The organism is Bacillus sp. 0209A (genome assembly GCF_036765095.1).
GTDB classification, from domain to species: domain Bacteria; phylum Bacillota; class Bacilli; order Bacillales; family Bacillaceae; genus Bacillus; species Bacillus subtilis_G.
Genome location: NZ_JBAIZV010000001.1, coordinates 637581 through 653123, shown reverse-complemented (window position 1 = coordinate 653123; position 15543 = coordinate 637581). Strand labels below are relative to the sequence as shown.

At 43.6% G+C, this 15543-nt stretch carries 18 protein-coding genes and 2 riboswitches; of the genes, 13 read left to right on the top strand and 5 right to left on the bottom strand.

Going from position 1 to position 15543, the window contains the following annotated elements; genetic code table 11:
• The first annotated feature begins 66 nt into the window (after nucleotides 1–66).
• The 3 genes from V6D44_RS02635 to V6D44_RS02625 all read left to right on the top strand — a co-directional run bounded on the left by V6D44_RS02635 (nucleotide 67) and on the right by V6D44_RS02625 (nucleotide 1899).
• Nucleotides 67–1416, top strand: a complete 1350-nt coding sequence (locus tag V6D44_RS02635) for a TrkH family potassium uptake protein (protein ID WP_087990969.1) — start codon at nucleotides 67–69, stop codon at nucleotides 1414–1416.
• Nucleotides 1417–1570: 154 nt separating this feature from the next.
• Complete coding sequence (locus V6D44_RS02630; RefSeq protein WP_087990970.1) at nucleotides 1571–1726, top strand: hypothetical protein; 156 nt, start codon at nucleotides 1571–1573, stop codon at nucleotides 1724–1726.
• Nucleotides 1727–1728: 2 nt separating this feature from the next.
• The gene (locus V6D44_RS02625) at nucleotides 1729–1899 is read left to right on the top strand and encodes a hypothetical protein (protein WP_087990971.1); all 171 of its coding nucleotides are present in this window, start codon (nucleotides 1729–1731) and stop codon (nucleotides 1897–1899) included.
• Nucleotides 1900–1939: 40 nt separating this feature from the next.
• On the opposite strand, the gene V6D44_RS02620 is transcribed toward V6D44_RS02625, so the two are convergent.
• Nucleotides 1940–2962, bottom strand: coding sequence for an acyltransferase family protein (locus V6D44_RS02620; RefSeq protein WP_087990972.1), 1023 nt, complete (start codon nucleotides 2960–2962; stop codon nucleotides 1940–1942).
• A 251-nt stretch (nucleotides 2963–3213) separates the two neighbouring features.
• Between V6D44_RS02620 and kinE the strand changes: the two genes are divergently transcribed.
• The 3 genes from kinE to V6D44_RS02605 all read left to right on the top strand — a co-directional run bounded on the left by kinE (nucleotide 3214) and on the right by V6D44_RS02605 (nucleotide 6140).
• Nucleotides 3214–5430 carry a sporulation two-component system sensor histidine kinase KinE gene (gene kinE, locus V6D44_RS02615; RefSeq protein ID WP_253269041.1) on the top strand — a complete coding sequence of 739 codons (2217 nt, stop codon included), beginning with the start codon at nucleotides 3214–3216 and terminating at the stop codon, nucleotides 5428–5430.
• A complete protein-coding gene (locus V6D44_RS02610; RefSeq protein ID WP_087990974.1) occupies nucleotides 5427–5924 on the top strand; it encodes a methylated-DNA--[protein]-cysteine S-methyltransferase in 498 nt (165 codons plus the stop codon). Before kinE ends, V6D44_RS02610 begins: the two co-directional genes overlap by 4 nt.
• 90 nt (nucleotides 5925–6014) lie before the next feature.
• Nucleotides 6015–6140, top strand: coding sequence for a hypothetical protein (locus tag V6D44_RS02605; RefSeq protein ID WP_141113380.1), 126 nt, complete (start codon nucleotides 6015–6017; stop codon nucleotides 6138–6140).
• 33 nt (nucleotides 6141–6173) lie between these two features.
• Here V6D44_RS02605 and mtnA read toward each other — a convergent pair whose 3' ends face one another.
• The 3 genes from mtnA to V6D44_RS02590 form a co-directional block, all read right to left on the bottom strand.
• Nucleotides 6174–7235, bottom strand: coding sequence for an S-methyl-5-thioribose-1-phosphate isomerase (gene mtnA / locus V6D44_RS02600; RefSeq protein WP_253269042.1), 1062 nt, complete (start codon nucleotides 7233–7235; stop codon nucleotides 6174–6176).
• A 7-nt stretch (nucleotides 7236–7242) separates the two neighbouring features.
• A complete protein-coding gene (gene mtnK / locus V6D44_RS02595; protein WP_141113381.1) occupies nucleotides 7243–8436 on the bottom strand; it encodes an S-methyl-5-thioribose kinase in 1194 nt (397 codons plus the stop codon).
• A 105-nt stretch (nucleotides 8437–8541) separates the two neighbouring features.
• Nucleotides 8542–8696: riboswitch (SAM riboswitch) on the bottom strand.
• An 83-nt stretch (nucleotides 8697–8779) separates the two neighbouring features.
• Nucleotides 8780–9559: a carbon-nitrogen family hydrolase gene (locus tag V6D44_RS02590; RefSeq protein ID WP_087990976.1), complete on the bottom strand. Its 780-nt coding sequence runs from the start codon at nucleotides 9557–9559 to the stop codon at nucleotides 8780–8782.
• Nucleotides 9560–9653: 94 nt separating this feature from the next.
• Between V6D44_RS02590 and mtnE the strand changes: the two genes are divergently transcribed.
• The 5 genes from mtnE to mtnD all read left to right on the top strand — a co-directional run bounded on the left by mtnE (nucleotide 9654) and on the right by mtnD (nucleotide 14133).
• A complete protein-coding gene (gene mtnE, locus V6D44_RS02585) occupies nucleotides 9654–10847 on the top strand; it encodes a methionine-glutamine aminotransferase (protein WP_253269043.1) in 1194 nt (397 codons plus the stop codon).
• 41 nt (nucleotides 10848–10888) lie between these two features.
• Nucleotides 10889–10989: riboswitch (SAM riboswitch) on the top strand.
• 84 nt (nucleotides 10990–11073) lie between these two features.
• Nucleotides 11074–12291, top strand: a complete 1218-nt coding sequence (mtnW, locus tag V6D44_RS02580; protein ID WP_253269044.1) for a 2,3-diketo-5-methylthiopentyl-1-phosphate enolase — start codon at nucleotides 11074–11076, stop codon at nucleotides 12289–12291.
• Nucleotides 12288–12995 (top strand): 2-hydroxy-3-keto-5-methylthiopentenyl-1-phosphate phosphatase, encoded by a 708-nt coding sequence (mtnX, locus tag V6D44_RS02575; RefSeq protein ID WP_253269045.1) that lies wholly within the window; start codon nucleotides 12288–12290, stop codon nucleotides 12993–12995. The genes mtnW and mtnX overlap by 4 nt, the downstream gene beginning before the upstream one ends.
• Nucleotides 12953–13582: a methylthioribulose 1-phosphate dehydratase gene (locus tag V6D44_RS02570; RefSeq protein ID WP_087990980.1), complete on the top strand. Its 630-nt coding sequence runs from the start codon at nucleotides 12953–12955 to the stop codon at nucleotides 13580–13582. The genes mtnX and V6D44_RS02570 overlap by 43 nt, the downstream gene beginning before the upstream one ends.
• A gap of 14 nt (nucleotides 13583–13596) precedes the next feature.
• Complete coding sequence (mtnD, locus tag V6D44_RS02565; RefSeq protein ID WP_253269046.1) at nucleotides 13597–14133, top strand: acireductone dioxygenase; 537 nt, start codon at nucleotides 13597–13599, stop codon at nucleotides 14131–14133.
• A 90-nt stretch (nucleotides 14134–14223) separates the two neighbouring features.
• Here mtnD and V6D44_RS02560 read toward each other — a convergent pair whose 3' ends face one another.
• Nucleotides 14224–14544 (bottom strand): YkvA family protein, encoded by a 321-nt coding sequence (locus V6D44_RS02560; RefSeq protein WP_087990981.1) that lies wholly within the window; start codon nucleotides 14542–14544, stop codon nucleotides 14224–14226.
• Between the two features lie 202 nt (nucleotides 14545–14746).
• On the opposite strand from V6D44_RS02560, the gene spo0E reads away from it, so the two are divergent.
• Together spo0E and V6D44_RS02550 are read left to right on the top strand one after the other, a co-directional pair.
• A complete protein-coding gene (gene spo0E, locus V6D44_RS02555; protein WP_087990982.1) occupies nucleotides 14747–15004 on the top strand; it encodes an aspartyl-phosphate phosphatase Spo0E in 258 nt (85 codons plus the stop codon).
• A gap of 85 nt (nucleotides 15005–15089) precedes the next feature.
• Nucleotides 15090–15521, top strand: coding sequence for a hypothetical protein (locus tag V6D44_RS02550; protein WP_087990983.1), 432 nt, complete (start codon nucleotides 15090–15092; stop codon nucleotides 15519–15521).
• Nucleotides 15522–15543: the final 22 nt, after the last annotated feature.

Here is a 15543-nt window from a genome sequence, read left to right as displayed (position 1 = left end):
TTAAAATTGTGTCCAATATCTTTAGAATAATTACCGTACTTAAAAAGAGAGGCAGAAGGATTTTACATGAAATTAAAGTTTGGAAAATTGATACAGGCATTGTCACCGGCCCAGCTGATCGCGGTTTATTATTTTCTTGCGGTGACGGTTGCAGTTATTTTATTGAGTCTTCCAGTGGCCCATAAACAAGGAGCAGAATGGTCTTTTATCGATGCTCTGTTTACAGCAGTCAGCGCCGTGAGCGTAACCGGGCTTTCTGTTGTGAATACGGCTGATACATTTAGTACAACAGGAATTGTTATTCTTGCGTTTGTTCTGCAGTTTGGCGGAATTGGCATTATGACATTAGGCACTTCTGTTTGGCTGCTAATGGGCAAAAGAATAGGGTTAAAAGAACGGAAATTAATGATGGTCGATCAAAATCAATCACAATTTTCTGGGATCGTCAATCTTATGAAACAGATTCTCTTTCTCATATTATGGATTGAGCTCTTTGGCGCCATCATCCTTGGGACATATTTTTTAACCTACTACGATTCCATTCAAGATGCTTACTTGCATGGTTTTTTTGCGAGTGTCAGTGCAACCACAAATGCCGGTTTTGATATAACAGGCAGCTCTCTGATACCCTATCGGCATGATTATTTTGTGCAATTTATTACACTGTTATTGATTATTTTCGGAGCCATCGGTTTCCCTGTTCTAGTGGAAGTGAAAGACTTTTTGTTTTCCAAAAACCGGAGATATCCGTTTAGTTTATTTACAAAAATTACAACAACAATGTTTGGCGCACTTGTTTTGTTTGGTTCGATAGGGATTTATGTCCTTGAAGCAAATCATTTGTTTGCAGGTAAATCGTGGCATGATATTTTATTCCTTTCTCTATTTCAATCAACCACAACAAGGAGCGGAGGGCTTGCCACGATTGATATAAGCCAGCTGTCTGACCCGACCCTGCTATTTATGAGTGCGCTGATGTTTATCGGTGCGTCGCCAAGTTCAGTAGGGGGAGGCATACGGACAACGACTTTCGCCCTGAATCTTCTGGCGCTGTTTCATTTTGCCCGCGGCAATAAATCCGTAAAGGTATTCAAACGGGAGCTGCATCCTGCTGATCTCATGAAGTCGCTTGTTGTCACAATGATGGCGATTCTGCTCGTTTTTGGCGCGACACTCATTCTTACGATTACTGAAGAGCATTCCCTGCTTGAGATTTTGTTTGAAGTCTGCTCGGCATTCGGTACAACCGGTCTGTCACTTGGAATTACTGCTGATTTAAGCAACGTTGGAAAATGCGTTATTATGATTGTCATGTTTATCGGGCGAATCGGCATCCTGACCTTCCTGTATCTGATCGGAAGGAAGGAAATTGAAGCGAATTATCATTATCCGAAGGAAAGAGTGATTATCGGATAGAAAAACACCGCGTGTTTTGCGGTGTTTTTTGATTGCCAAAAAAAAGATGTGTGCCGCCGTTTGAGTTGGAGAACCTAACATCTACAGGTGCGGTTTAACGCTCCTGCATCTTTAGCGAAATCAAATGTCTGAAAAACAGGCGAGGAGGATTCGTATGAAGCGCAAAGCCGAAGTGGATGAGGCCATTAAAAATAACAATACACCTACCGAGAGCATGGACCCAAATTCATATAAGACACAGTATCATGACAACCCGAATTTTAGGGGTGCCAACCGCAATTCCAAACAGGGCCGGCAAGGAGGCATGTGATTTTGAAGAAAAACCGCCATAGCAGAGAGATGCAAAATCATAAAAAGCCAATGAATAAGAAGGTGCTGGAGGAAGAATTCTCAAGTGAATTAGGGGATTACAATGCCGGGAAGATCATCGAAACGCTAGAAATCACAAAGCCTGAAAAGAAAAAAGAGAACAAACGAAAATAAAAAAGACCTCTTAGGCGGCGTCCGCTTAAGAGGCGCTTTTCTATTTTAAATAAGCATTTTTGCCCGTTCCTCTGACAAATTGCGATAAGCTGGTCATTCTCAGCTCAATGAAGGGCTGAGCAACTGTCTTAACAAAATTGCTTGAGAGTACTGATGTCAGGGCTGCTGTTAAGAGTAAGAGAATCACTAAGTTTTGATAGTCAGTAAGCCCATCCTCAAGCCCGACCTGTCTCAGCGTTTTAATAATAAACCCGTGGAGCAAATACACGTAAAATGTCCGGGTTCCCCATTTCGTAAAGAAAAACCGTTTTTGCGGAACAAGCGCTAAAAAGCTGAAGGTTGCCGCAAAGGCGAGTACATACCAGCCGATTCGGGAAAGCCCGCTTGCCAAGGTAACGTCTCCAAATGAAGAATACGGTTTAGAGCCGAACAGTAAAGAATAGTCAAAGTCGACGCCCCAGCAGATGACGAATACGGCGGCAAGCACCCCGAGTGCAATTTGTTTGCCCCGTTTTGATCTCAATAAATCAAAATGGTGTTTATTCAGATAAAACCCGACAAGGAACATCGGTAAGAACACAAATGTCCGTGACAAGCTCAGCGTGCTGCTGACAAAGTCTAGATAACCGATCAGCACGGCAATGCCGCAGCTGACAAACAGCGCCCACAGCTTTGAAAGCTTTGAAAAAGGATAAAGCAGCAGGTTCCAAAAGAATAAGCTTACGAGAAACCATAACGACCATTGCGGATCAATCGGATTCACATTTGCCATGCTTTCGTCTTGCATCATGTAATAAAAGACGGAATAGATGATTTGGAAAATCAAATACGGAATAATCAGCTTGACCGCCAGCTTTTTCACATATCCAGCGCGTTTAAAGCCTTTCGCAAAATAACCGGAAACAAGAATAAAGGCAGGCATGTGGAATGTGTAAATGAACTTGTAAAGGTAGAGCATAAAGTTGTTATCATGAATAAAAGAACGAAGAATATGGCCGAATACAACAAGGAATATCAATAAGAATTTGGCATTATCAAAATAACTGTCCCGCGATTTACTCATAGCATCACCTTCTCTTTAATCAGTCATTAAGAGATTATTCCCTGGTGGTTTATATTTTAAAATAAAAGAGGAAAAATGAATTGAAAAACAGCTGATTGTTAGGTCGATGTAAAGTGGAGGTAAGGATCGTAGAAAATGTCTTCGTTATGTAACCGCGCTGAAATTTACTGAAATTTATAGGGCAAATGAAGGAAGTTCCTGCATTTTGTAGAAATATTGAGGGATAGGTTTTGAAGAAGGAGTGTACACGCATGGGAACTCTTGATGTCCAGACAAAGTCAGAGCTGCGGGAAGAACTGAAGCGAATCAAAGAAGAAAATGCACGGCTGAAAAAGGAGTTAGATCAGCATCAAGTGATTGTCAACAATACGCTCGATGCTATTTTTATATGTGATAATGAATTGAGAATCGTTCAGGCGAATGAAGCCACAGAAAGGATGCTTCAAGTTGATTCGGAGGATTTGAAGACTCGCTCCGTTTTGGATTTTTTGTTTTCTATCCCAAAGGATGAACTGAATCTTGCTGTAAAGAAGTTTTTTAAGAAAGGTTTCCTATGGAAGGAGGTGCCGGTCAGGCTTGATGGCGGAGCGACTAAATACATAGAGTTTCTGGCCAAAAGAGGGATTGGCGAGGATTTCTTTTTTGTTGTCATGAGAGACATATCTTCCAAGAAGATTCTAGAGCGGGAATTCTCTATGAATGAACAGCTTTTTAAGGACTTGTTTGACAGAGCTGTTGACGGAATCGTTCTGTTTGATAAAGATGGCGGTTTTATTGATGCGAATTTGTCCTTCTGTAAAAGTTTTGAAATCAATCAAAATGAGCTGTCTCATTTATCGTTGTACAAATTCATAGACAGCGGCTCACGTAAAGATTTCGATAATATTTGGAAGACGCTCAACCGCAAGGGGAAAGCGAAGGGGGAGCTGCCCGTCAAGCTTCGTTCAGGAGTCCAAAAGCTATTTGAATTCACGATCACATCAAACATCATCAGCGGTTTTTATATGTCCATTATGAGGGACATTACAGAGAAGCGGTCTATGGAGCTGCAGCTCTTTAAAAGCGAGGAGCGCTTCAGAGAAATATTTGAAAATGCGATGGACGCCATTATCATCTGGTCAAATGACGGAAGAATCGTGAAGGCGAATCAGTCCGCCTGTAAAATCTTTGAGCTGCCGATGAATTTGCTGCTGAAACGAAAGGTGTGTGATTTTCTCGTTGACTCGCAGCGGAAATACAGCATAACGAAGAGGAAATACGCAAAATACGGAGAGATCAGAGAAGAGCTGCTGTTTCAAATGGCGAACGGGCAGTTCAAAGAACTCGAATTTACTTCAAAGCGGACCATACTCGAAAACCAGCACTTGACGATTTTAAGAAATGTCAGCGACAGAAAGCGGATGGAAAAGGAGCTTCGGGAAAGCGAGCTGAAATTCAGAAAAGTGTTCAACGGCTCAATGGACGGCAATGTATTGTTCGACAATCAATACAGGATCATCGACGCCAACCCGTTAGCAAGCCATATTTTAGGCCTGTCTTATGAAGAGATAAAAAAGCACAGCCTGTTAGATATTATTTCTTCGTATGAAATAGAAAATCTTGCATCACCGGCAAGGCAGATTAATTTTGATGAAATGGACAACGAAATTCCGTTTTTGCTGAGCAGCAGTGACAATAGAAAACTGGAATTCTCATTTAAACGAAATATCATTCAAAATATGAACCTGGCTATCTTTAAAGACGTAACGGAGCGAAAAGAGCTGGAGGAACGCCTGCGCAAGTCGGATACCCTTCATGTTGTCGGCGAACTCGCTGCCGGCATCGCTCATGAAATCAGAAATCCGATGACAGCACTTAAAGGCTTTATTCAGCTCCTGAAAGGAAGTGTGGAGGAAGACTATACCCTTTACTTCAACGTGATCACCTCAGAACTAAAGCGCATCGAATCCATCATCACCGAATTCTTGATTTTAGCCAAGCCCCAGGCCATTATGTATGAAGAAAAACATATCACCCAAATTATGAGAGACACCATAGACCTTCTGAACGCGCAAGCCAATCTCAGCAACGTGCAAATGCATCTTGATTTAATTGACGACATTCCTCCGATCTACTGTGAACCGAATCAGCTGAAACAAGTATTTATCAATATATTAAAAAATGCCATCGAAGTGATGCCCGACGGCGGAAACATTTTTGTGACGATAAGGACATTGGATCAAGATCATGTTCTCATCTCCTTAAAAGACGAGGGAGTCGGAATGACAGAAGATAAATTAAAACGCCTTGGTGAACCGTTTTACACGACAAAGGAACGGGGAACTGGACTTGGGCTTATGGTAAGCTATAAAATTATTGAAGAACATCAAGGCGAGATCATGGTAGAAAGTGAAGAAGGGAAGGGCACGGTTTTCCACCTTACGCTTCCCGTCAGACAGAATGCTCAAGAAAGAGGGATTGAAGAGTGAACTACTATACGACAGCTAAAACGCCGCTCGGGGAATTTATGATTGCCGAGGCGGATGGCCATATCACCCGCCTATTTCTCAGCCAGGAAGATTGGATGGATTGGAAAGAAACCGTTCAGCATATAGAGCACAAGGAAACACCTTGTTTGGCGGAAGCGAAAAAACAGCTTCATGAATATTTTGCCGGCGAAAGAAAGACATTCTCACTGCCGCTGAGCCAAAAGGGCACTCCCTTTCAGCGAAAAGTATGGGAGGCGCTGGCGATGATACCATACGGAGAATCGAGAAGCTATGCTGACATTGCCGCTGCGGTCGGCAGTCCGAAAGCGGTGCGCGCCGTCGGACAGGCTAATAAACGAAATGACCTGCCGATTTTTGTCCCGTGCCACAGAGTGATCAGCAAAAACAGCGCGTTAACAGGATACGCGGGGAGCAAAACCGATATCAAAGCATTTTTGCTGAACATCGAGCAAATTTCCTACAAAGAAAAATAAAACGTATGGCACGTTCCCTTTTTTTGCGGCCCGACATATCATTTTATTAGGTTAAAAAAGTTGGTCTGACGAAAAAGGAGGACAAAGCCATTGAAGCCGAGCCGCTCTGAAAAAATTGCCGCTTTTGCCGAACTGTTTGTGAAACTGCATATCTTATCAAGCGCTCAAAAAGATGAAATCATTCATATCAATCAAAACAAACAAAAAAACCGTTGACTTGGCCCATAATGAGCAAAGCCCAACGGTTTTTTAGTGAACCTTTTCGCCTTGAAACAGATGTTCAATTTCTTCTTCATAGTTATCGCTCATAATCCCTTTTTCTGTGATGATTCCCGAAATGAGATGATGCGGTGTAATGTCAAAAGCGGGGTTAAAGACAGGCACATCAGACGGAGCGGTCCGCACTCCGGAAATCTGCCTCACTTCCTCAGGATCCCGTTCCTCTATCGGGATATCGGCGCCGCTTTTCACTTTCGTATCAAATGTAGATAATGGTGCAGCGACAAAAAACGGAATATCAAAGGCGTTTGCTAAAATCGCGAGACCATATGTTCCAATTTTATTTGCCGTATCACCGTTCTTTGCAATTCGATCGGCTCCGACGATGACGGCGGAAATTTGTTTTTCCTTCATCGTGTGGGCGGCCATGCTGTCTGTAATCAAAGTGACATCGATGCCCCCCTGCATCAGCTCCCACGCAGTAAGTCGTGAACCTTGAAGGACAGGCCTTGTTTCACAAGCGTAAATATGCAGTCCCAAATCCTTTTGTTTGGCCAAGTAAAATGGAGCGAGTGCCGTTCCATAGCGGCTCGTCGCGATAGAACCGGCATTGCAGATCGTCATAATCCGGTCGCCTTTTTTGAAAAGCTGCAGGGCGTTTTGGCCGATCATCCGGCACGTTTCCTCATCCTCGACCTGTATCTGAATCGCTTCATGGACAAGGTTCGTTTTTGCTTCATTTACGGAAATGGCGTTTTCGATCGAATGGCTCAGTCTTTCAAGCGCCCAAGATAAATTAATGGCGGTAGGCCGTGAGCTGTTTAAATATTGTTTGATATCTTCAAGTCTGCTGCGGAATTCCGTGACATCATCTGTTTCTATGTCTTTTGCAGCAAGCGCAAGTCCGAAGGCAGCCGTAATGCCGATGGCCGGGGCGCCTCTTACCTTGAGCGTGACAATCGCGTCAAATACATCCTCTTTCGTCGTCAGCTCCACATATTCGGTCACGTCAGGAAGCTTTTGTTGATTTAAAATGGTAATAGTTGTTTCTTTCCATTCAACAGAACGTGGAACAGCAAATGAATGGGTCATGAATGGATCATTCCTTTACAAGTAACTTAAATAATTCAATAACATCTGTGATCGTTTTGAAGTCCGAACGTTTTTCAATAAAGGCTGTGCCGGTTTCGAGCGCCAGCCGTTTTCTGATGATTCGTTTATCAAACGGCACGATTGTATCCAGATCAGCCACATGGGAAAGGCCGATCGTCCGGCGTATCAGCTCGCAGCCTGCAAATCCGATCGCCTCTTCAAAAATATGACTGAGGGTGTCAGTAAGGTAACCGTCGATGTTGGCGTAAACATCCAGACTGTCCCTCTCCCAGGCTTCAGTGAATGTCTCTTGAAATGCTTCCCAGACCTGCTTGACATGGTGATATAATGGCTCTCTGTCATCACCGTCACGGCCGAGTGCGTTCAAAAATAAGTTGGAGATAAATTGGCCTATATCAAATCCGATCGGTCCGTAAAAAGCAAATTCAGGATCAATCACCTTTGTTTCAAGTTCGCTGGCGAAAATGCTTCCTGTGTGCAAATCACCGTGAATCAGCGTTTCTGCAGATGTTAAAAAACACTTTTTCAGTTTAGCGGCTTCGATTTTGACGTTGTCATTATTCCAAAGCTTTTCGACAAAAGGACGAAGCTCTTCTTCAAAATCATTTGTGTCATGGTCAAAGAAAGGATCTGTAAAAACAAGTCTTTCCGTAATGTCGCACAGCTCCGGGTTTGTAAACTGCTTAACAAGCTGTTTTTTCACCTTAGGTTCAAGCGCGTAATCTGAAGAATAGAAAAGGGTCTTTCCTAAAAATTCACCGATGTGCTGGGACAGGCGCGGATAGTTTTCGCCCTCAATGAGTCCTTTTCTTGCGATTTTTAAGTGAGAAAGATCCTCCATGACAGTAACTGCCATTTCTGTATCGGAATAAAACACTCTTGGAACCAGATGAGGGACATGCTCGCCTTGGCGGATGAGAGCGCTGCTTTCGATTCTGGCTCGATCGATTGTCAGCGGCCAGCTTTCTCCGACAACTTTTGCATAAGGAACCGCCTGTTTAATAATCAAAGCTCTGTCATGTTTTTGATCATAAATATGAAAAACGTAATTTAAGTTGCCGTCTCCGATCTCCTGGCATGTCAGCGTGCTTTTGCTTGGAAATAAGCCAAGCTTCACCGCAAGTGCCACAGCGGAGCTTTCATTTAACGTTTCGTATAAAGGTGTTTTTGTGACTGCCATTGTCATAACCTCCAATTATGTAATCTCTTGATATGTTTTCAGCTGAATGGCCGTAAAAAAGCCTCCTTCTCAGAGAGAAGGAGGCTTAACATATAATGTCCGCCTCTCTTATCTCTCAGATCAAATCTGATGGAATTAGCACCGTGCCTTAAGAGACGAACGTCTCGGCGCGAAAAAGATGCGCCCCATTTCACAATGGAATTACGGTCGGTTGCTGTTGGGGTCAAAAGGCCAATCCCTCGCCCAACTCTCGATAAGAGAATATATTCACTTGTTAAACAATTCTAATTTATCAGTTGATGAACATAGTAACAGGTGTTTAAGTAAATTGTCAATCTATTTTCTAATATAAATCTTTTCTGATATCATCGAAAACAGGAATGTTTTCCCGCACCTTAACGCTTTCCTGAAGGTCGATTTCCGCTCGGACAACGCCTTCTTCCCGGCCGCCTTCAGCTAGGACGCGCCCCCACGGATCAATAATCAGGCTATGCCCGGCAAATTCATTATTTGGATTTGAACCGGTGCAATTGCAGGCAGCGATAAAGCATTGATTTTCAATGGCCCGCGCAATAAGCAGGCTTTTCCAATGATCAAGGCGGGGAAGAGGCCATTCCGCAGAAATAAACAGCACGTTGGCACCTTTTGTCGTATGTTTTCTGATCCACTCCGGAAAACGGATATCGTAACAGATCAATCCTGAGCTTTTGACGCCATCAAGCTCAAAGTATCCGTCTTCGGAACCGGCTGATAAATACACATGCTCATCCATCAGCTGAAAAAGATGGGCTTTCCTGTACTCTTTAATGATTTGTCCTTCCTTATCCGCGATGTACATTGTATTATAAACATCAGAATCCTTTCTGACAGCAACCGATCCGGCGATAATATGAACGCCATGTTTTTTTGCCGTATTCTTCAGCCAGCTTTGAGCAGAACGTCCGTCTTCATCAGCGAGCTCATCAAGGTTGGCCAAGTCATATCCGGTTGTCCATAGTTCAGGAAGAACAAGAACGTCAGCATGTTTGCTTTCTTTTTCGATGAAGAATTCAGCCTTTTTTATATTTTCTGAAGGTTTTCCGTATGAAATATCAAATTGAAGACAAGATATCGTCCATTTCATCTTATTATCACTCCACATTTTTCTTTACTTTTTTTATTTAACCATATATGATGATGGACTATCATTTCAAGATTTTTTTAGAAGGTGAGAATAGATGAAATTTGAACAATCTGATGTATTGAAGGAGCTGCCTCAACAATTCTTCGCTTCTTTGGTGCAGCAAGTGAACCGAAAGCTCGCAGAAGGACACGACGTCATCAATCTCGGACAGGGAAATCCGGATCAGCCGACTCCGGAACATATCGTCGAGGAAATGAAACGGGCTGTTGCTGATCCTGAAAATCATAAATACTCGTCTTTTCGCGGCTCATACAGTCTGAAATCAGCAGCGGCAGCATTTTATAAAAGAGAATATGGCATTGATCTTGACCCGGAAACTGAAGTCGCTGTATTATTCGGCGGGAAAGCCGGTCTGGTTGAGCTCCCGCAATGCTTGCTGAATCCCGGAGATACCATTTTAGTTCCGGATCCAGGCTATCCTGATTACTGGTCAGGTGTGGCACTCGCGAAAGCGAAGATGGAAATGATGCCGCTCGTAAAGGACAGAGCGTTTCTTCCTGATTACAGCAGCATTACCGCTGAAGTGAGGGAACAGGCGAAATTAATGTATTTGAATTATCCGAATAATCCGACCGGAGCCGTTGCTACCCCTGACTTCTTTGAAGAAACCGTGAGTTTTGCGAAAGAAAACGGGGTCTGTGTCGTTCACGATTTTGCTTACGGCGCTGTAGGATTTGACGGCGGAAAGCCTTTAAGTTTTTTGCAGACTGAAGGTGCCAAGGATATCGGCATTGAAATTTACACGCTGTCAAAAACATATAATATGGCAGGGTGGCGGGTCGGCTTTGCCGTTGGAAACGCTTCGGTCATTGAAGCGATCAATCTGTATCAAGACCATATGTTTGTCAGTCTTTTCAGAGCGACTCAGGAGGCTGCAGCGGCGGCACTGTTAGCTGATCAGACGTGTGTGGCGGAGCAAAATGCCCGATATGAAAGCAGGCGAAACGTTTGGATCGCGTCATGCCGGAAAATCGGCTGGGATGTGACAGCTCCGGCAGGTTCATTTTTTGCATGGCTGCCTGTGCCTGAAGGCTATACTTCCGAGCAGTTCTCAAACCTTTTGCTGGAAAAAGCGAATGTGGCGGTTGCAGCCGGAAACGGCTTCGGTGAATATGGCGAGGGCTACGTCCGAGTCGGGCTGCTGACAAGTGAAGAAAGACTGAAGGAAGCCGCTTATCGAATTGGGAAACTGAACCTGTTTACCCAAAAAAGCATTGACAAGACTTGATAACGATGGGATAATTCGAAATAATTTATAAAATCTATATTTTCTTATCAAGAGCAGGCAGAGGGACGAGCCCGATGAAGCCCGGCAACCGACTTGTAAAGCACGGTGCTAATTCTTGCAGCTGGCGGCTGAGAGATAAGATTCGGACGAGAAACGAAACCTCTTTAGACGCGATTGCTGTTTGAAGAGGTTTTTTTATATGGATGAAAATGAAAGGAGCTCTGGCATGAGTGAGTTATTGGCAACATATCTCCTGACCGAACCGGGAGCCGATACAGAGAAAAAAGCAGAACAAATCGCAACAGGATTGACAGTTGGCTCTTGGACGGATTTGCCCTTGGTGAAACAGGAGCAAATGCAAAAGCACAAGGGGCGGGTGATACAGGTCGAGGAAAGAGAGGGAACTCCTGCATCAGAAAAACAAGCGGTGATCACAATCGCCTATCCTGACATCAATTTCTCTCAGGATATTCCGGCTTTGCTGACAACAGTGTTTGGCAAGCTGTCGCTTGATGGGAAAATCAAATTACTCGATCTTCACTTCTCTGAAGCATTTAAGCGCACGCTGCCGGGACCGAAGTTTGGCGTATACGGCATCCGGAAGTTGCTGGGGGAATTTGAGAGACCGCTGTTAATGAGCATATTTAAAGGGGTTATCGGAAGGGACTTGAGTGATATTAAAGAACAGCTCAGACAGCAGGCGCTTGGCGGAGTTGACTTGATCAAGGACGATGAAATTTTCTTTGAGACAGGTCCGGCGCCTTTTGAAACAAGAATTACAGAGGGCAAGCAAATATTGAAAGAAACGTATGAACAAACCGGGCATAAAACGCTGTATGCGGTCAATTTGACTGGACGTACGGCTGATCTGAAAGATAAAGCGAGACGCGCCGCCGAATTAGGAGCGGATGCGCTTTTGTTTAATGTTTTCGCTTACGGCTTGGACGTCATGCAAAGCCTTGCGGAAGATCCCGAAATTGCGATCCCGATTATGGCGCATCCAGCGGTCAGCGGGGCGTTCACATCTTCTCCGTTTTATGGCTTTTCTCACGCTCTTTTGCTCGGAAAATTAAACCGGTATTGCGGTGCTGACTTCAGTCTCTTTCCGTCGCCATACGGCTCGGTTGCGCTTCCGAAAGAACATGCGCTGGCGATTCATGAAGAATGTGTAAGAGAGGATGCCTTTAACCAAACATTTGCCGTTCCGTCAGCAGGCATTCATCCCGGTATGGTTCCGCTTTTAATGCGGGATTTCGGCATAGATCATATAATTAACGCCGGTGGAGGCGTACACGGACATCCGAACGGCGCTCAAGGCGGGGGCAAAGCGTTCAGAGCCATTATTGATGCGGTCTTAGAAGCCCAGCCGATTGATGAAAAAGCCGAACAATGCAAGGATCTAAAGCTTGCGCTTGATAAATGGGGAAAGGTTGAAGCCGTATGACGACCCGAAAACCTTTAATCATTTGTGACTTTGACGGAACCATCACGAGAAACGACAACATTATAAGCATCATGAAAACATTCGCTCCCCCGGAGTGGACGGCATTAAAAGACGGCGTCCTTTCCAAAACGCTGTCGATCAAGGAAGGTGTCGGGCGGATGTTCGGCCTTCTGCCTAGCAGTTTAAAAGAAGAGATTACAAGATTTGTATTGGAAGATGCAAAAATCAGGGAAGGCTTTCGGGAATTTGTAGCGTTTATCAATGAGCACGAGCTTCCGTTTTATGTCGTAAGCGGAGGAATGGACTTTTTTGTGTATCCTTTGCTTGAAGGCATTGTGGAGAAAGAACGTATTTATTGCAACCATGCGTCATTTGACAGCGACTATATTCATATTGACTGGCCTCATTCTTGCAAAGGATCATGCAGCAATCAATGCGGGTGTTGCAAACCGTCGGTGATACATGAACTTTCTGAAGCGGACCAATATCTCATCATGATCGGTGACTCGGTTACAGATGTGGAGGCGGCAAAGCTGTCTGACCTTTGCTTTGCAAGGGATTATTTATTAAACGAATGCCGGGAGCGAAATCTGAATCATCTCCCGTATCAAGATTTTCATGAGATTAGAAAAGATATTGAGAACGTAACGGAGGTACAGGAATGGCTGCAAAACAAGAACGCTGGCGAGAGCTCGCTGAAGTAAAACGGGAATTGGCTGAAAGAGACTGGTTTCCGGCGACTAGCGGCAATCTGTCTATTAAGGTTTCTGATGAGCCTTTAACCTTTCTCGTAACCGCAAGCGGAAAAGATAAACGCAAAGAGACGGATGAAGATTTTCTGCTGGTGGATCAAAACGGAGAGCCTGCCGAAAGCGGGCATTCTCTGAAACCGTCAGCGGAAACGCTTTTGCATACACATTTGTACAATAAAACCAATGCCGGATGCTGCCTGCACGTCCATACGATAAACAATAATGTCATCTCAGAGCTATACGGAGACCAAAAGAAAATCACATTCAGAGGCCAGGAAATCATAAAAGCGCTCGGACTGTGGGAAGAGAATGCAGAAGTGACCATTCCGATCATTGAAAATCCAGCTCATATTCCGACGCTCGCGGCACTGTTTGCGGAAGAGGTTTCAGAAGATTCAGGAGCTGTTCTAATCCGAAATCACGGTATTACAGCTTGGGGCCGAACAGCGTTTGAAGCAAAAAGAGTGCTTGAAGCATATGAATTTTTGTTCAGCTACCATTTGAAATTGAACACAATTCAGCATCAGCTGGTTAAATAAAAGGAGGAACTGAAATGGCAACAATTCGTATTCATGATGAGGCAAATACAACGATTGAAAATCAAGAGGAAGTAGCAAGCTTTCTGGACAGTCAAGAGGTCATTTATGAGCAATGGGATATGTGTAAGCTCCCAGAACAGCTTTCAGAGAAATATGATCTGACAGAAGAAGAAAAACAGCAAATCCTTGATGCCTTTGAAACTGAAATTAAAGATATTTCAAACCGCCGCGGCTACAAAGCACAGGATGTTATTTCATTGTCAGACAGCAATCCGAAACTTGATGAACTGCTTGAGAACTTTAAAAGAGAGCATCACCACACAGACGATGAGGTCCGTTTTATCGTAAGCGGCCATGGGATTTTTGTCATTCAAGGCAAAGACGGCACGTTTTTTGATGTCCGTTTAAACCCCGGAGATTTAATCTCAGTGCCTGAAAATATCCGCCATTACTTCACCCTTCAGGAGGACCGAAAAGTTGTCGCGGTAAGAATCTTTGTGACAACCGAAGGCTGGATTCCGATTTATGAAAAGGACAGCGTGAATCAATAAGCAGGAAAAGAGGACAACATCCTAAAACTCAAAAAGTATTAGGATGTTGTCAACAATCTGAAAGCCCCTTTCAAATCGAACGGGGCTTCTTCATTGCAAACGCCATTTTTCATATCGTGACATTTCTTTTTTAATCAGTGTCCAAATCAAACCTAAAACAGCTGCATCGTCTATGATCCCAAGACCGAAGATAACGTCTGGAATGATATCGAGCGGCATGACGATATACAAGATGGCAGCAGTTAGAAGTAAAAGCGTTTTAACCTGTGAATGAGGGTAGTCGCCGTTTCTCCAATCACGAAGCATTTGCAAAAAAACAGTAATATGCTGGATACATTTTTTTCGGTTTTTCCTTTTTAAAATCGCTTTTCCGCCTGCCGCTCCGAGCATCAATGCTTTCTTTTTCTTCATGTGGCATACCTCCTGCCTGGCGGCGTGTTTAAGATATTCTTCCTCTGGGTATTGTTCTTCTAATCCTATCAATAAATCTATTATACCTGAAAATTTAACTTATTTAATGAAAATATGTTTACAAATAAAGTATAATCTGTAATAATGCACAATAACCCAATCAAACTTGTTTCCTATTTCTTAGCGGCGAGGGGTGAAGTGAATGGGCGGTTCTTCTGAACAAGAAAGATTGTTGGTGTCTATTGATGAAAAAAGAAAGTTAATGATAGATGCCGCTAGAAAACAGGGATTTACGGGCCATGACACGATCAGGCACAGTCAGGAGCTGGACTGTTTAATGAATGAATATCAGCAGCTTATGCTAGAAAACGAACATTCTCAAGGGATTCAAGGCCTTGTAAAGAAATTAGGCTTGTGGCCCCGCAGAGATGTCATGCCTGCATATGATGCAAATAAATAGCGGCGCTATCAGATGCATATATAAAGAGAGAGCTTTTCAGAAGCGCTCTTTTTTTCTGGAAAAATTCATATGAAAGAGGGAACTGATGAAAGAACTGGCGATTATCATTACTGAAATGATCAATCAATTTCATGATGCTTTTATTTCATTATGCGGAATGTTCGGCATTCATTTAACCGACAAAGAAATGCACTTTTGGGTGATTGGCGTTTTTGGCATTTTCTTTTTCGGCGTCACTCACGCTGTGTTTACTTGGATTTCTAAGTGGAGCATGACAGCCTTGTCCTTTATCTATACCGTTACAGTTATCATTGTCATCGTATTCGCGATTGAAATTCAACAAAAAGTGACGGGGAGAGGGAATATGGAGTTTTTAGATGCTACTGAGGGTTTAAAGGGTTTTTTGGTATTCTTTATGTTTTTTTTGCTTCTGAAAATGCTGCTGCGCTTCATCAAAATACTCTTTTCTGGCAGAACGGCGAGCAAGTCAAGTGGCAATGCCCGGTCACGAAGATAAAAAGCCCTCCTGACACAGTCAA

Bases quoted from the DNA above. Each gene is read 5' to 3' on its own strand.
- V6D44_RS02635 (WP_087990969.1), top strand. From the start codon at position 67: ATGAAATTAAAGTTTGGAAAATTGATACAGGCATTGTCACCGGCCCAG.
- V6D44_RS02630 (WP_087990970.1), top strand. From the start codon at position 1,571: ATGAAGCGCAAAGCCGAAGTGGATGAGGCCATTAAAAATAACAATACA.
- V6D44_RS02620 (WP_087990972.1), bottom strand. From the start codon at position 2,962: ATGAGTAAATCGCGGGACAGTTATTTTGATAATGCCAAATTCTTATTG.
- kinE (WP_253269041.1), top strand. From the start codon at position 3,214: ATGGGAACTCTTGATGTCCAGACAAAGTCAGAGCTGCGGGAAGAACTG.
- mtnA (WP_253269042.1), bottom strand. From the start codon at position 7,235: ATGACCCATTCATTTGCTGTTCCACGTTCTGTTGAATGGAAAGAAACA.
- mtnK (WP_141113381.1), bottom strand. From the start codon at position 8,436: ATGGCAGTCACAAAAACACCTTTATACGAAACGTTAAATGAAAGCTCC.
- V6D44_RS02590 (WP_087990976.1), bottom strand. From the start codon at position 9,559: ATGAAATGGACGATATCTTGTCTTCAATTTGATATTTCATACGGAAAA.
- mtnE (WP_253269043.1), top strand. From the start codon at position 9,654: ATGAAATTTGAACAATCTGATGTATTGAAGGAGCTGCCTCAACAATTC.
- mtnW (WP_253269044.1), top strand. From the start codon at position 11,074: ATGAGTGAGTTATTGGCAACATATCTCCTGACCGAACCGGGAGCCGAT.
- mtnX (WP_253269045.1), top strand. From the start codon at position 12,288: ATGACGACCCGAAAACCTTTAATCATTTGTGACTTTGACGGAACCATC.
- V6D44_RS02570 (WP_087990980.1), top strand. From the start codon at position 12,953: ATGGCTGCAAAACAAGAACGCTGGCGAGAGCTCGCTGAAGTAAAACGG.
- mtnD (WP_253269046.1), top strand. From the start codon at position 13,597: ATGGCAACAATTCGTATTCATGATGAGGCAAATACAACGATTGAAAAT.
- V6D44_RS02560 (WP_087990981.1), bottom strand. From the start codon at position 14,544: ATGAAGAAAAAGAAAGCATTGATGCTCGGAGCGGCAGGCGGAAAAGCG.
- spo0E (WP_087990982.1), top strand. From the start codon at position 14,747: ATGGGCGGTTCTTCTGAACAAGAAAGATTGTTGGTGTCTATTGATGAA.
- V6D44_RS02550 (WP_087990983.1), top strand. From the start codon at position 15,090: ATGAAAGAACTGGCGATTATCATTACTGAAATGATCAATCAATTTCAT.